Source organism: Stenotrophomonas sp. TWI819 (assembly GCF_039673075.1).
Taxonomy (GTDB): domain Bacteria; phylum Pseudomonadota; class Gammaproteobacteria; order Xanthomonadales; family Xanthomonadaceae; genus Stenotrophomonas; species Stenotrophomonas rhizophila_B.
The window spans coordinates 16,489-29,953 of sequence record NZ_JBDJKY010000018.1 but is presented as its reverse complement, the minus strand read 5'-3'; the positions used below and the strand labels follow the sequence as shown (position 1 = coordinate 29,953).

12 protein-coding genes are annotated in these 13,465 nt (G+C 66.9%); 9 read left to right on the top strand and 3 right to left on the bottom strand.

Features of this window, described 5'->3' with window-relative positions; translation table 11 throughout:
• Positions 1–9 precede the first annotated feature (9 nt).
• Positions 10–1,137, top strand: a complete 1,128-nt coding sequence (locus ABE463_RS17600) for an NAD(P)-dependent alcohol dehydrogenase (protein ID WP_346469036.1) — start codon at positions 10–12, stop codon at positions 1,135–1,137.
• An 88-nt stretch (positions 1,138–1,225) separates the two neighbouring features.
• Positions 1,226–2,326 (top strand): helix-turn-helix domain-containing protein, encoded by a 1,101-nt coding sequence (locus ABE463_RS17595; RefSeq protein ID WP_346469035.1) that lies wholly within the window; start codon positions 1,226–1,228, stop codon positions 2,324–2,326.
• Between the two features lie 306 nt (positions 2,327–2,632).
• Here the strand turns inward: ABE463_RS17595 and ABE463_RS17590 are convergent, their stop codons facing one another.
• The gene (locus ABE463_RS17590; RefSeq protein WP_123730133.1) at positions 2,633–3,115 is read right to left on the bottom strand and encodes a YajQ family cyclic di-GMP-binding protein; all 483 of its coding nucleotides are present in this window, start codon (positions 3,113–3,115) and stop codon (positions 2,633–2,635) included.
• Positions 3,116–3,194: 79 nt separating this feature from the next.
• On the opposite strand from ABE463_RS17590, the gene ABE463_RS17585 reads away from it, so the two are divergent.
• The 3 genes from ABE463_RS17585 (at position 3,195) to ABE463_RS17575 (ending at position 5,917) form a co-directional block, all read left to right on the top strand.
• The gene (locus tag ABE463_RS17585; RefSeq protein ID WP_346469034.1) at positions 3,195–4,091 is read left to right on the top strand and encodes a DMT family transporter; all 897 of its coding nucleotides are present in this window, start codon (positions 3,195–3,197) and stop codon (positions 4,089–4,091) included.
• 132 nt (positions 4,092–4,223) lie between these two features.
• Positions 4,224–5,231, top strand: a complete 1,008-nt coding sequence (locus ABE463_RS17580; protein ID WP_346469052.1) for a methionine ABC transporter ATP-binding protein — start codon at positions 4,224–4,226, stop codon at positions 5,229–5,231.
• Positions 5,228–5,917: a methionine ABC transporter permease gene (locus tag ABE463_RS17575; protein ID WP_121039992.1), complete on the top strand. Its 690-nt coding sequence runs from the start codon at positions 5,228–5,230 to the stop codon at positions 5,915–5,917. The genes ABE463_RS17580 and ABE463_RS17575 overlap by 4 nt, the downstream gene beginning before the upstream one ends.
• A 132-nt stretch (positions 5,918–6,049) precedes the next feature.
• Here the strand turns inward: ABE463_RS17575 and ABE463_RS17570 are convergent, their stop codons facing one another.
• Positions 6,050–6,661: a lipocalin family protein gene (locus ABE463_RS17570; RefSeq protein WP_346469033.1), complete on the bottom strand. Its 612-nt coding sequence runs from the start codon at positions 6,659–6,661 to the stop codon at positions 6,050–6,052.
• A 197-nt stretch (positions 6,662–6,858) separates the two neighbouring features.
• On the opposite strand from ABE463_RS17570, the gene ABE463_RS17565 reads away from it, so the two are divergent.
• Complete coding sequence (locus tag ABE463_RS17565; protein WP_346469032.1) at positions 6,859–7,191, top strand: hypothetical protein; 333 nt, start codon at positions 6,859–6,861, stop codon at positions 7,189–7,191.
• A 34-nt stretch (positions 7,192–7,225) separates the two neighbouring features.
• Positions 7,226–9,322 (top strand): prolyl oligopeptidase family serine peptidase, encoded by a 2,097-nt coding sequence (locus tag ABE463_RS17560; protein ID WP_346469031.1) that lies wholly within the window; start codon positions 7,226–7,228, stop codon positions 9,320–9,322.
• Positions 9,323–9,487: 165 nt separating this feature from the next.
• Here ABE463_RS17560 and ABE463_RS17555 read toward each other — a convergent pair whose 3' ends face one another.
• Positions 9,488–10,684, bottom strand: coding sequence for a pyridoxal phosphate-dependent aminotransferase (locus tag ABE463_RS17555; RefSeq protein ID WP_346469030.1), 1,197 nt, complete (start codon positions 10,682–10,684; stop codon positions 9,488–9,490).
• A 111-nt stretch (positions 10,685–10,795) separates the two neighbouring features.
• Between ABE463_RS17555 and ABE463_RS17550 the strand changes: the two genes are divergently transcribed.
• Positions 10,796–12,913 (top strand): S9 family peptidase, encoded by a 2,118-nt coding sequence (locus tag ABE463_RS17550; protein ID WP_346469029.1) that lies wholly within the window; start codon positions 10,796–10,798, stop codon positions 12,911–12,913.
• Positions 12,914–13,002: 89 nt separating this feature from the next.
• Entirely contained in the window at positions 13,003–13,425 is a 423-nt protein-coding gene (locus tag ABE463_RS17545; RefSeq protein ID WP_259259054.1) for a YbaN family protein, read from the top strand.
• The last annotated feature ends 40 nt before the right edge of the window (positions 13,426–13,465 follow it).

The following is a 13,465-nucleotide window of genomic DNA, read 5'->3' as shown; positions in this document are numbered from 1 at the left end:
GAGATTCTCATGACCGCAACAGCAGAACTGCGCGACATCACCGTGGCCGTGGTGCGCGAAAAAGAACAGCCCTTCACGATCGAGAAGGCGCGCATCCGTGGCCCGCAGGACGATGAAGTGCTGGTCCGCGTGGTCGCCACCGGCCTGTGCCATACCGACCTGATCGTGCGTGACCAGTACTACCCCGTGCCGCTGCCGGCGGTGCTCGGCCATGAAGGCGCGGGCATCGTCGAAGCGCTCGGCCCGGGCGTGAAAGACCTCAAGGTTGGCGACCATGTCGTGCTGACCTACGGCGCCTGCGGTCACTGCAATCCCTGCAGCGGCGGCCACGGTGCCTACTGCAAGGATTTCTTCGGCCTGAACTTCGGTGGCGGTGCGTTGGACGGCTCCACCGCGATCCAGGATCCGGACGGCAACCCGCTGCACGATCACTTCTTCGCGCAGTCCTCCTTCGGTACCTACGCACTGAGCCGCGAAAACAACGCGATCAAGGTGCCCGACGATGCGCCGATCGAGCTGCTTGGCCCGCTTGGCTGCGGCATCCAGACCGGTGCCGGTGCGGTGATCAACTCGCTCAAGGTGACCGCCGGCAGCAGCTTCGCCAGCTTCGGTGCCGGCGCGGTCGGGCTGAGCGCGGTGATGGCCGCACGCGTGGCCGGTGCGACGACCATCATCGCCATCGATGTGGTGCCTTCGCGCCTGGAGCTGGCCAAGGAACTGGGCGCCACGCACGTGATCAACAGCCGCGAGGTCGATGTGGTTGAAGCAGTGCGCGCGATCACCGGCGGCGGCGCGAACTTCGCCCTGGAATCCACCGGTCGTCCGGAGGTGCTCGCGCAGGGCATCGAGGCACTCGGCGGGTTGGGGGTGATTGGCGTGGTCGGCGCGCCGAAGCTGGGCACCAAGGCCGAGTTCGACGTCAACAACCTGCTGCTGGGCGGGCGCAGCATCCGCGGCATCGTCGAAGGCGACAGCGTGCCCAAGGTGTTCATTCCGCAGCTGGTGCAGCTGTATCAGCAGGGCCGCTTCCCGTTCGACAAGCTGGTCAAGTTCTACCCGCTGGACCAGATCAACCTGGCCGCCGAGGACAGCACCCGCGGTGTCACCCTCAAGCCGATCCTGACCATCGGCGGGTGAAACGGTCCGTCGCTGGCATGCATGCCTGCGACGACGTACCAGTCAGCTTTGCGGGAGTAGGCTGTCGGTCCGAGGTGGAGATCGACCGATGGCCGCGATGGTTCTGGAACAGCAGCAGGTATTGGCCGCCGCCCGTCAGCGTTTTGCCGAGGGCGGCGCGTTGATGGACAGCGTGGTCAGCCCGCCGGTGCAGCGCTCCTGGGAGCGCTCGCGACAGGCCGGCGTGCAGCCGCGGCAGGAGCCGTACTATGCGCCGCTTGCCGCGGCTGCCACGCGCCTCGACGACCCTGCCGACCGCCGCCTCGCACGCTGTGTGCGCGAGGACATGGACCACCTCTGGGCCGCCTTCGGTGGCCGCCAATGGACCCTGTTCTGCGTCAACGCCGACGGCCTGGTCGTCGCCCAGCGCGAACATGGCCTGGCCGACGTGCCGGTGCTGCGCCCGATCCAGATCGGCCGCCGCCTGCGCGAAATCGACATTGGCACCACCGCACCGGCCTGCAGCCTGGCCGAAGACGCGCCTGCACTGGTGCGCGGCAACGAGCACTACCTGGACCGCTTCGCCTCGGTGTTCTGCCTGAGCGTCCCGCTGCATGGATTGGATGGCGAAGTACTGGGCGCACTGGACATCACCGGCACCGGCGAACGCGATGCAGAGCTGCTGCACGGCTACTTCCGCCAGGCCGCGCTGTCGGCCGAGAACCGCCTCATGCAGGACCACCGCCCCTGCCACCTGCTGGCCGTACAACACGACACCCGCTGGCTGCACTCGCCGCTGCAGGGCCTGCTGGCCATCGAAGAAGACGGCCATGTGCGCGCCGCCAACCGCGTGGCCCGCCGCCTGTTTGGACTGCCGCGTCGCGGCCACTTGCCCGTTCTCACCCTGGACCGCCTGTTTGCCGGCGCCAGCGCCCACCAGCGCCGCCGCCTGCTGCAGAGCGGCCCTGCCCACCGCGTCCGCCTGGACGACGACACCGCCGTGCACGTCCAGTACCTGCGCGGACCACTCGCACCGCATGCCAGCGTGAAGCTCGATGTGCAGCATGCCAACGCCACGAACGCATCACTGCGCGCGCAGAACACACAGCACGTCCGCGAGACCGTGGCTGCCCACCAGGGCAACGTCAGCGCCGCCGCACGCCAGCTCGGCATCTCACGCACCACCCTGTACAAGCTGATTCGCGCGTAGCGGCCAGCGCCCGGCGGTACACACGCCGGAAGCCGCATCTTTTCGATCTGCGCAACGAGGTTGCCGGCCACGGGCCGGCACTACCGCTTTGCTTGCCTATCCGGTGACGCATTGTCGGCGCGGCGGGTGGGGCCAGGCCTTGCCCGGACCATGAGCGGCATGGATGCCGCGACATGAGCCCCCATGGATGGGTTTACGGCGGGTCCGGGCAAGGCCTGGCCCTACCCGACGCAGCGCGCCAGCAATAAATCGCCAGCGCTTTTCGCTGAATCACCAGCGCGTTGCGCTACAGCCCTTCGGCCAAGATCAATCGCGGAAATTATCAAACTGCAGCGGCACCTCGAACGTCTCCTTCCGCAACAGCGCCATCGCATCCTGCAGATCATCGCGCTTCTTGCCCGTCACCCGCAGCTTGTCGCCATTGATCTGACTGTCCACCTTCAACTTGGCCTCCTTGATCTTCGCCGCGATCTTCTTGGCCACCTTCTGCTCGATCCCCTGCTTGACCGTGATCTTCTGCCGCGCACCGGCCAGATTCGATTCGATATCACCAAACTCCAGGCACGCCGCATCGATCTTCCGCGCCGTCAGGCGCTGACGCAGGATGTCCGTCATCTGCTGCAACTGGAAATCGCTCGGCGCGGACTGACTGATCACGCTGTCTTCCAGCACGTACTTGGCGTCCACCCCCTTGAAATCGAAGCGCGTGGACAGCTCGCGGTTGGCCTGGTCGACCGCATTGGTCAGCTCGTGGGTGTCGACTTCGGAAACGACGTCAAAAGAGGGCATGGGGAGAACTCCAACGGGTGAATGCCCCATTCTAACCAACCCGCCATGGACGGCCCGTCCCCGGCGGCGATAATGGGCCATGAACACCCAACGCTCCCCCTCCCGCGCCGTCGCCTGGATGCTGATGGCCGTGGCCTGCTTCTCGCTGATGGATGCCGGCATGAAGCAGCTGGCCAGCAGCTATCCCACCCTGCAGGTCACCTTCCTGCGCGGCGCGGCCTCGCTGCCGTTCGTGCTGGTCTGGGTACTGGCCACCGCCGGCCCGCGCTCGCTGGTGCCCAAGCGCTGGGTCCTGCACCTGTTGCGCGGCGTGCTCGGCATGGCGATGATCGGCTGCTTCGTGTTTGCCCTGCGCAGCCTGCCGCTGTCTACGGCCTACACCATCTATTTCGTTGCCCCGTTGCTGATCGCCGCGCTGTCGGTGCCCCTGCTCGGGGAGAAGGTCGGCCCGCGCCGCTGGATCGCCATCGGCATCGGCCTCGTCGGCGTGCTGGTCGTGCTGCGGCCTGGCGTCGGCGGCTTCATCTCGCTGCCCGGGCTGATGGTCCTGCTGGCTGCGACCGCCTACGCACTGGCCGCGATCACGGTCAGCATGCTGACCCGCACCGATACCCCCCAGTCGATGGTGGTGTGGTTCCTGGTGATCATGGCCGTCGGCGCGGGTCTGCTGGCGATCCCCGACTGGCGGCCACTGCAGCTGGGCCATGCCGCGCTGATCGCCGGCATGGGCCTGGCCGGGGCAGGGGGGCAGGTTGCCCTGACCCGCGCTTTCCAGCTGGGCGAAGCCTCCATGATCGCCCCCCTCGAGTACACCGGGCTGGTCTGGGTGATCGGCTGGGATCTGCTGTTCTGGGGCGCGCTGCCCGACTCGGTCACCTGGCTGGGCGCGGCGATCATCGTGGCCTCCGGCCTGTATCTGCTGCACCGGGAGCGGGTCCGCCAGGTGCAGCCGCCCAGACCGCTGGACCACCCCTGAGCCGGCCTGGGTGGGCCATGACGCCGCCTTATAATCAAACGGAATATGATTCGATCCTGCCGCGCGGGCCAGGGCCGTCCCGCGCTGGTAGGCTGCACGCCCCCTCCCGTCGATGCCCCGGTTGACCGCGAAGTGATCGAGTTCCAGCGCCTGCACAAATCCTATGCCGTCGGCGGCCGCGCGATTGCCGCGCTGCAGCCGCTGGACCTGACCATCGAGGCCGGCGAAGTGTTCGGCATCATCGGCCATTCCGGCGCGGGCAAATCGACCCTGATCCGGCTGATCAACCGGCTGGAGGAGCCCACCGGCGGCCGCCTGCTGATCAATGGCGAGGATGTCACCGCGCTCGATGCCGAGGGCCTGCGCGTGCTGCGCCGGAAGATCGGCATGATCTTCCAGCACTTCAACCTGCTCTCATCGCGCACGGTGGCCTCCAACGTCGCCTTCCCGCTGGAGCTGGCCGGGACGCCGCGGGAGGAGATCGACGCGCGGGTCAACGAACTGCTGCATACCGTCGGCCTGGAAGCGCACGCCAACAAGTACCCGGCGCAGCTGTCCGGTGGCCAGAAGCAGCGTGTCGGCATCGCCCGCGCCCTGGCTACCCGCCCGCAGATCCTGCTGTGCGATGAGGCTACCAGCGCACTGGACCCGCAGACCACCGCCTCGGTGCTCAAACTGCTCGGCAAGATCAACCGCGAGCTGGGCCTGACCATTGTGCTGATCACCCACGAGATGGACGTGATCCGCCGTGTCTGCGACCGCGTTGCGGTGCTCGATGCCGGCCACCTGGTCGAGACCGGCCCGGTCACCGAGGTGTTCCTGCACCCGCAGCACCCGACCACCCGCCGCTTCGTGAGCGAGTCCGAACAGGTGGACGAGGGCGAGTTGCACAAGGATTTCGAGGCCGTCGCCGGGCGCATCGTGCGCCTGACCTTCCTCGGCGCCGACACCTACGAACCGCTGCTGGGGCGCATCGCGCGCGAGACCGGCGTGGACTACAACATCCTGTCCGGCCGTATCGACCGGATCAAGGACACCCCGTATGGCCAGCTGACCGTGTCGCTGGTCGGGGGCGACGTGCAGGCCGCACAGGCCGGCTTCGTCGCCGCCGGTGTCCACCTTGAGGAGCTGCGCCGATGATCCTGGCCACCGCAGGCGGGTTCTTCCGCCATCTCGACGCCGGCAAATGGGCCGATATCGGCCAGGCCACGCTGGATACCCTGCTGATGCTCGGCGGCTCGCTGCCGCTGACGCTGCTGATCGGCCTGCCGCTGGGCGTGCTGCTGTTCCTGACCGGCTCGCCGCAGCTGCACCGCAAGCCGGTGCTGTATGGCGCGCTCGCGCTACTGGTGAACCTGCTGCGTTCGGTCCCCTTCATCATCCTGATGATCGTGCTGATCCCGCTCACCCTGTGGATGATGGGTACCTCGCTCGGTGTCCGCGGCGCGATCGTGCCGCTGGTGATCGGTGCGGCGCCGTTCTATGCACGCCTGGTCGAAACCGCGCTGCGCGAAGTGGACCGCGGCGTGATCGAAGCCACCCAGGCGATGGGCGCTACCACCTGGCAGCTGGTCACCCGGGTGCTGCTGCCTGAAGCGCGGCCTGGCCTCATCGCCGGCGCCACCGTCACCGTGATCGCCCTGATCGGCTTCACCGCGATGGGCGGTGCGATCGGCTCGGGCGGCCTGGGCGACCTGGCGTTCCGCGATGGCTATCAGCGTTCGCATACCGACGTGGCCCTGGTCACCGTGGTGCTGCTGCTGGTGCTGGTGCAGATCCTGCAGATGATCGGCGACCGCTTGGTCTCGCACTACAGCCGGAAATAACCGGTCGGTACGCCATCCTCGACGCCGCGTCGTGGCTGGCCCTCCAGGCCGAGTACGACCTGAAGACGCTGCCGACGCGGCAGGAAATCGAGCGCAGGGTGCAGCCGCGCGAGGCCGGCCTGACCGCCGCCCTTAGCGGACGTTCGGCACTTCAAAGCCCAGCCGGTCCACCTGCTCGGGGTGCTGCGGCACGCGCTTGAGCTTGTCGGTGTTGACCCCGTAATCGTCACGCAACCGGGTGGCGAGCTCCTTGTAGAGCTCCTTGTCCATGTCCGGCTGGCGCGCGAACACCCAGGCCATCTCGCGGCCAGGGTAGCCGAGCATCGCCCACGAATAATCCGGCGCGACTTCCAGCACGCGGGTGTGGGTCGGCACGACCTTGTAGAACCAGGTGCGCCAGTTGTGGTTGCCGCTCTTTTCGTCCACCGAAGCGCGCACCGTCAGCTCCTGCAGTGGTTCGGAGAAGCCGTTGCGGTAGCGGTAGGTGATGGACACTTTCTGGTCGCCACGCAGGCGGAATTCGTTGACGCTGGCGACGTGGCCGCGCTCGATCGGATTCGGCACGCGGCCGATCACATACCAGGTGCCCATGAAACGCTGCAGGTCGATCGGCGCACCGGCGCTGTCGACGGCGACCGGGGTCTGCGCGGGTTCCGGCTTGGTCTCATGGCGGAACGCACAGGCAGACAGCAATGCCATCGAGGAGACCAACAGGACAGCGCGAAGCGGGCGGTTCGAAGACATGCGGCGGGTGGCTCCAGTGGCTGGCAGAGGCATGGTGGGTGGGACAGCGGAGAACGTCAATGGCGGCGCAGCGGTTGCGTGACCGATTCACACTGACGCGACACCGGCGACCCTCCCGACACCGTGCCGTACAAGGTCGCAGCCCTTGAGATGGCGGCGCGGCAAGGTGACGCATCACTTTCGCACGGAGCTGTGTCATGACCCTGTCGTCTTCCTCGCGTTTGTCCGACCGTCCCGATCCCCGCGTGCTGCGTTGCGTCAGACAGGCCGCCCTTGCCGGGATGGCTCTGGTCCTGGTCTGGCCGGCCGCGCGGGGGCACAGCGAGTGGATCGGCTGGCTGCCGATGTGGCTGATCGGCATGCCGCTGATGGCCTGGTGGAGCCTGCATCGCTTCCGCCTGCCGCTGGTCGGCCTGCTCAGCCGCACCGCCCGCCGCCGCCGGGGACCGCAGGCGCGGCGCCGCAGCCGCCCGCTGGCACGCCCGGCGCGGCCTGACCTTCGACACGTGAGCCGCGGCCAGCCGGTGTGATAGCGTCCCAAGGCTATGAACGCCTGGAGCTGCAATGTCACGATTCGCTTCCGCCTGCCTAGTGGCAGGTCTGATCTCCGCTGGTGCGGCGGGAACCGCCATGGCCGCTGACGCCCCCGCGGATAAGTACGCCTGGCTTGAAGACGTCACCGGCGACAAACCGCTGGCGTGGGTCAAGGAACAGAACGCCAAGTCCGAAGGCCGTCTGGCCTCGACGCCAGCCTTCAATCAGATGGAGACCAGCATCCGCGAGGTGCTCGATTCCGACGCCAAGATTCCCGGCGTGCAGAAGATCGGTGACTACTACTACAACTTCTGGAAGGACAAGCAGCACGAGCGCGGCCTGTGGCGCCGCACCACGCTGGCCGAGTACCGCAAGGCCTCGCCGCAGTGGGAAACCGTGCTGGACCTGGATGCACTGAACAAGGCCGAGGGCGAGAACTGGGTCTGGCACGGCGCCGACTGCCTGCGCCCGGACTACTCGCGCTGCCTGATCGCGCTGTCGCGCGGCGGCGCCGATGCCGATGTCACCCGCGAGTTCGACCTGGCCAACAAGACCTGGATCAAGGACGGCTTCTTCCGCCCCGAATCCAAGGGGGGCCTGAACTGGATCGACCGCGACACCGTGTTCGTCTATACCGATTTTGGTACCGGCACGATGACCACGTCCGGTTATCCGCGCGTGGCCAAGCTGTGGAAGCGCGGCACCCCGCTGACCTCGGCCTCGGTGGTCTACGAAGGCAAGCCCGATGACATGTACATCGCGGCCATGCACGACGATACCCCCGGCTACGAGCGCAACCTGGTCAGCCGCACGCTGGCCTTCTACAACAACGAGCTCTACCTGCGTGCCGACGATGGCAAGCTGACCAAGATCGATGCGCCCAACTCGGCCGAAAAGGGCCTGCGCAAGCAGTGGCTGACCCTGGAGCTGCGCGAGCCGTGGACCGTGGGCGGCAAGACCTACGCCGCCGGCTCGCTGCTGGCCACCAAGCTGGACGATTACCTTGCCGGCAAGCGTGACTTCGACGTGCTGTTCGCGCCGACCGAGACCACCTCGCTGGCCGGCACCAGCTGGACCAGGAATCATCTGGTCCTGAACGTGCTGGACGACGTGAAGAGCCGTCTTAGCGTGCTGACGCCGGGCGACAGCGGCTGGAAGACGACGGCCTTCACCGGCGCGCCGTCGTTCGGCACCGTGGCCGTCGGCGCAGTGGATGCCGATGACAGCGATGCGGTGTGGATGACCGTCACCGATTACCTGACCCCGACTACCCTGGCCATTGCCGAGATCGGCAAGCAGCCTGAAGTGCTCAAGACCATGCCGGCGTTCTTCAATGCCGATGGCAAGGTGATCGAGCAGCACTTCGCCACCAGCAAGGATGGCACCCGCGTGCCGTACTTCGTGGTGCACCGCAAGGACATGAAGCTGGACGGCTCCAACCCGACGCTGCTGTACGGCTACGGTGGCTTCGAGATTTCGCTGACCCCGTCCTACTCCGGTGGCATGGGGCGCGCGTGGCTGGAGAAGGGCGGCGTGTACGTGGTCGCCAACATCCGCGGCGGTGGCGAGTATGGTCCGCGCTGGCACCAGGCGGCGCTCAAGCAGAACCGTCACAAAGCCTATGAAGACATGGCCGCGGTCGCCCGCGATCTGGTCAGCCGCAAGATCACCTCGGCCAAGCACCTGGGCGTGCAGGGTGGCAGCAACGGTGGCCTGCTCACCGGCAATATGCTGACCCAGTACCCGGAACTGTTCGGTGCGGTGGTGATCCAGGTCCCGCTGCTGGACATGAAGCGCTACAGCCACCTGCTGGCCGGTGCCTCGTGGATGGCCGAATACGGCAATCCGGACACGGCCGATTGGGCGTTCATCAAGACCTTCTCGCCGTATCACCTGTTCGACGCCAGCAAGACCTACCCGCCGGTGCTGTTCACCACCTCCACGCGCGATGACCGCGTGCATCCGGCGCATGCCCGCAAGATGGCGGCCATGATGATCGACGCCGGCAAGGACGTGACCTACTACGAGAATATCGAAGGCGGTCACGGCGGCGCGGCGAACAATGCGCAGGCCGCGCATATGTCGGCGTTGGCCTATAGCTTCCTGTGGGAGCAGCTCTCCAAGTAAGCTCGGGGTGCTCGACGGCCAGGGGCGGTCGAGCAGCCGGCAGGGAGTGAGCCTGCCGCGGACGTTGTAGCCCCCTGGAGAAGACTCCGGGTGGTGGGGCGTCAGGTTGGCTCCACCCCATTTTCAGCGCCACGCAGCGATGCGTGGCGTTTTTTTATGGGCCGCTCACCGCACCCATGTTTCCAGCCCGCGCGCGATGCGCCGCACCGCTTCTCCCAGGCGAGGCACGTCCTGCGTGTAGGCCAGCCGCACATGCGCGTTGGCGCGGTGGTGGCCAAAGTCCAGGCCCGGCGTGAACGCCACATGCTCCGTTTCCAGGAAATGCGCACAGAACGCCTGCGCATCATCGGTGAAGGCGCTTACGTCGGCGTAGAGATAGAACGCGCCTTCCGGCTCCACTTCGATGCGGAAGCCCAGCGCACGCAGCGCCGGCAGCAGGTAATCGCGACGCTCGCGGAACGCCGCGCGCCGCTGTTCGAAGATCGCGATCGCCTCCGGTTCGAAACACGCCAGCGCCGCATGCTGGGCGATGCTCGAGGCGCTGATGTACAGATTCTGCGCGAGCTTCTCCAGCTCACGCACCGCCTGCGGCGGCGCCACCAGCCAGCCCAGGCGCCAGCCGGTCATCCCGTAGTACTTCGAGAAACTGTTGAGGACGAACGCTTCATCATCGACCTGCAGCACGCTGGCCGCGTCCATGCCGTAGGTGAGGCCGTGGTAGATCTCATCCACCACCAGATGCCCGCCGCGTGCCTTCAGCGACTGCGACAGCGCCGCGAGCTGCGCCGCCGAGAGCACGGTGCCGGTCGGGTTGGCCGGGGAGGCGACCAGCGCCCCCACGCTGTCTGCGTTCCACTGCCGTTCCACCAGCTCCGGCGTCAGCTGGTAGGCCGTCTCCGGCCCGACCGGCACCAGCTGCGCGGCCCCTTCCACCAACCGCAGGAAGTGCCGGTTGCACGGGTAGCCGGGATCGGCCAGCAACCAGTGCTTGCCGGGATCCACCAGCAGGCTGCTGGCCAGCAACAGGGCGCCCGAGCCACCCGGGGTGACCAGGATCCGCTCGGGGTCGATCTGTACCTGGTAGCGATCCTGGTAGAAGCCCGCAATCGCCTCGCGCAGCGCGGGCAGGCCGCGGGCCGCGGTGTAGCGCGTGTGGCCGGCTGCCAGCGCGGCCTGGCCGGCGCGCACGATCGGTGCGGCGGTGGTGAAGTCCGGCTCGCCGATCTCCAGGTGGATCACATCGTGGCCAGCCTGCTCCAGCGCCTGCGCGCGGGCCAGCAGCGACATGACGTGGAAGGGTTCGATGTCCTGGCTGCGGCGGCTGTAGCCGGTGCTGGTCGGGGGCGTGCGGGAAGTATCCATGGCCTGATGATAGGCGCAGTGACCAACGACAGGCTTGCTGCTGGCCTACCCGCCAGCACAGACTGCACGGACACGGACGCCATTGCATTCCCCCGCCAGGAGCCTTATCTCGTGAAACCCGCCCTTTGTTTACTGGTTGCCAGCCTCATGACCTCCAACGTGCACGCCGCCCCCGCGCTGACCCCGCCCGACGCCGAGAAGCACCCGCACACGGTGAAGGCTCCCTTTGGCGCGACCCGCAGCGACGATTACTACTGGCTGCGCGACGACAAGCGCGAAGACGCGAAGATGCTGGCCTATCTGAATGCGGAGAACGCCTATACCGATCAGGTGGTGGCCCCGCTCAAGCCGCTGGAAGACACCCTGTACAAGGAGATCGTCGCCCGCATCAAGCAGGACGATGCCAGCGTGCCCTCGCGTGACCGCGGCTACTGGTATTACACCCGTTTCGAAACCGGCAAGGACTACCCGATCCAGGCGCGCCGCAAGGGCAGCATGGAGGCGCCGGAAGAGATCCTGCTCGACATCAACACGATGGCCGAGGGCAAGGGCTACTTCAACGTGGGCGATGCCGATGTCAGCCAGGACAACCACCTGCTGGCCTGGGCCGAAGACGATGTCGGCCGCCGCCAGTACGTGATCCGTTTCAAGGACCTGCGCACCGGCGAGGTGCTGCCGGATCGCATCGAGAACGTCTCGCCCAATGTGGTCTGGGCCGACGACAACCGCACCCTGTTCTATGTCGAAAATGATCCGGACACCCTGCTCACCGTGCGCGTCAAAAAGCATGTACTGGGTACCCCGGCCAGCAGCGACGTGCTCGTGTATGAAGAGAAGGACGACAGCTTCTACATGGGCGTGGGCCGCACCCGCGATGATCGTTTCCTGACCATCGAGCTGCACAGCACGGTGAGCTCGGAAACGCGCTACGCCCCGGCTGCCGATCCGCAGGCGTTCACGGTGCTGGCGCCGCGTGCGCGCGATGTGGAATACGACGCCGACCACTTCAACGGTCGCTGGGTGATCCGCACCAACGCTGCGGACGCGAAGAACTTCAAGATCGTCACCGCGCCCAGCGATGCCACCGCGCGCAGCCAGTGGAAGGACTGGGTCGCGCACGATGACGCCGTGCTGATCGAAGGCTTCGAACTGTTCGACGGCTTCACCGCGATCGCCGAGCGCTCCAACGGCCTGGAACGCGTGCGCCTGCTGTTCCCGGATGGCCGCCAGGATTACGTCAAGGCAGATGAGCCCGCCTACTCGATGGGGTTGGCCGCCAACAGCGAGCACGACACCCCGTGGCTGCGTTACGCCTACACCTCGCTGACCACGCCCACCACCACCTACGAGCTCAACACCGTCACCGGTGAACGCCGCCAGCTCAAGCAGCAGCCGGTGATCGGCTATGACCCGTCCCAGTACACCACCGAGCGCGTGTGGGTGACGGCCCGCGATGGCGTCAAGGTGCCGGTGTCGCTGGTCTACCGCAACGGCTTCAAGAAGGACGGCACCGGCGCGCTGTACCAGTACGCCTACGGCAGCTACGGCATGTCGATGGACCCGGGCTTCAACCAGACCGTGGTCAGCCTGCTCGATCGCGGCGTGGTGTATGCCATCGCCCACATCCGCGGCGGCCAAGAAATGGGCCGTGCGTGGTATGAGGACGGCAAGCTGCTCAAGAAGCAGAACACGTTCAACGATTTCGTCGATGTCACCCGCGAGCTGGTCCGTCAGGGCTATGCCGCCAAGGACCGCGTCGCCGCCTCCGGTGGCAGCGCCGGTGGCCTGCTGATGGGCGCGGTGGCCAACCAGGCGCCGCAGGATTATCGGGTGATGGTCGCCCAGGTGCCGTTCGTCGATGTGGTCACCACCATGCTCGACGCCAGCATCCCGCTGACCACCAACGAGTATGACGAGTGGGGCAACCCGGAGCAGCGCGAGTATTACGACTACATGCTGAAATACTCGCCGTACGACAACGTCAGCAAGCAGGCCTATCCGGCCCTGTTCGTCGGCACCGGCCTGTGGGATTCGCAGGTGCAGTACTGGGAGCCGGCCAAGTGGGTGGCCAAGCTGCGCGATGACAACACCGGCCACTTCCCGATCGTGTTCCGTACCAACATGGACGCCGGCCACGGCGGCAAATCCGGCCGCTTCCAGCGGTACCACGAGTTGGCCGAGTCGTACGCGTTCGTGCTCGACCAGCTTGGCGTGACCCAGGGCCGGTAATGCCGGTCGCTGGCCGGCGACCCCGTGTCGTCGGCCAGCGTAGTGAGGCCGCCATCGCGGCGGCCCGTCCGGGTCGCTATGCTGACACCATGTCCCGGCCCGAACGCCCCGTGGTTTCCGAAGCACCGGCTGCGCGGCGACGGGTGCGTTTTCGCTGGGCGTGGTGGCTGCTGGCCTACGTCAGCCTGGGCACCGGCATCGTCGGCATCTTCGTGCCGGGTCTGCCCACCACCGTGTTCATCCTGATCTCGGCCTGGGCCGCCTCGCACGGCTCCGAGCGCCTGCACAACCGTCTGCTGGCGCACCCGCAGTTCGGCCCGGCGATCCGCAACTGGCAGGCGCACGGCGCGGTCAGCCGTCGCGGCAAATGGATGGCGACCCTGACCATGGCGGTATGCGCGGGCATCATGCTGTGGTGCGTGCCGATCGCCTGGGTGAAGTGGCTTTCCATCGGAAGCATGACCTGCGTGGCGCTGTGGCTGTGGTCCCGGCCGCTGCCTCCAAGGGGGTGATTCCTGCGCTGCCTGTTCATCCAGCCGGCACCCAAGCGCC

Excerpts from the sequence above, each read along its gene's own strand:
- ABE463_RS17600 (WP_346469036.1), top strand. The coding sequence starts at position 10 with ATGACCGCAACAGCAGAACTGCGCGACATCACCGTGGCCGTGGTGCGC.
- ABE463_RS17595 (WP_346469035.1), top strand. The coding sequence starts at position 1,226 with ATGGCCGCGATGGTTCTGGAACAGCAGCAGGTATTGGCCGCCGCCCGT.
- ABE463_RS17590 (WP_123730133.1), bottom strand. The coding sequence starts at position 3,115 with ATGCCCTCTTTTGACGTCGTTTCCGAAGTCGACACCCACGAGCTGACC.
- ABE463_RS17585 (WP_346469034.1), top strand. The coding sequence starts at position 3,195 with ATGAACACCCAACGCTCCCCCTCCCGCGCCGTCGCCTGGATGCTGATG.
- ABE463_RS17575 (WP_121039992.1), top strand. The coding sequence starts at position 5,228 with ATGATCCTGGCCACCGCAGGCGGGTTCTTCCGCCATCTCGACGCCGGC.
- ABE463_RS17570 (WP_346469033.1), bottom strand. The coding sequence starts at position 6,661 with ATGTCTTCGAACCGCCCGCTTCGCGCTGTCCTGTTGGTCTCCTCGATG.
- ABE463_RS17565 (WP_346469032.1), top strand. The coding sequence starts at position 6,859 with ATGACCCTGTCGTCTTCCTCGCGTTTGTCCGACCGTCCCGATCCCCGC.
- ABE463_RS17560 (WP_346469031.1), top strand. The coding sequence starts at position 7,226 with ATGTCACGATTCGCTTCCGCCTGCCTAGTGGCAGGTCTGATCTCCGCT.
- ABE463_RS17555 (WP_346469030.1), bottom strand. The coding sequence starts at position 10,684 with ATGGATACTTCCCGCACGCCCCCGACCAGCACCGGCTACAGCCGCCGC.
- ABE463_RS17545 (WP_259259054.1), top strand. The coding sequence starts at position 13,003 with ATGTCCCGGCCCGAACGCCCCGTGGTTTCCGAAGCACCGGCTGCGCGG.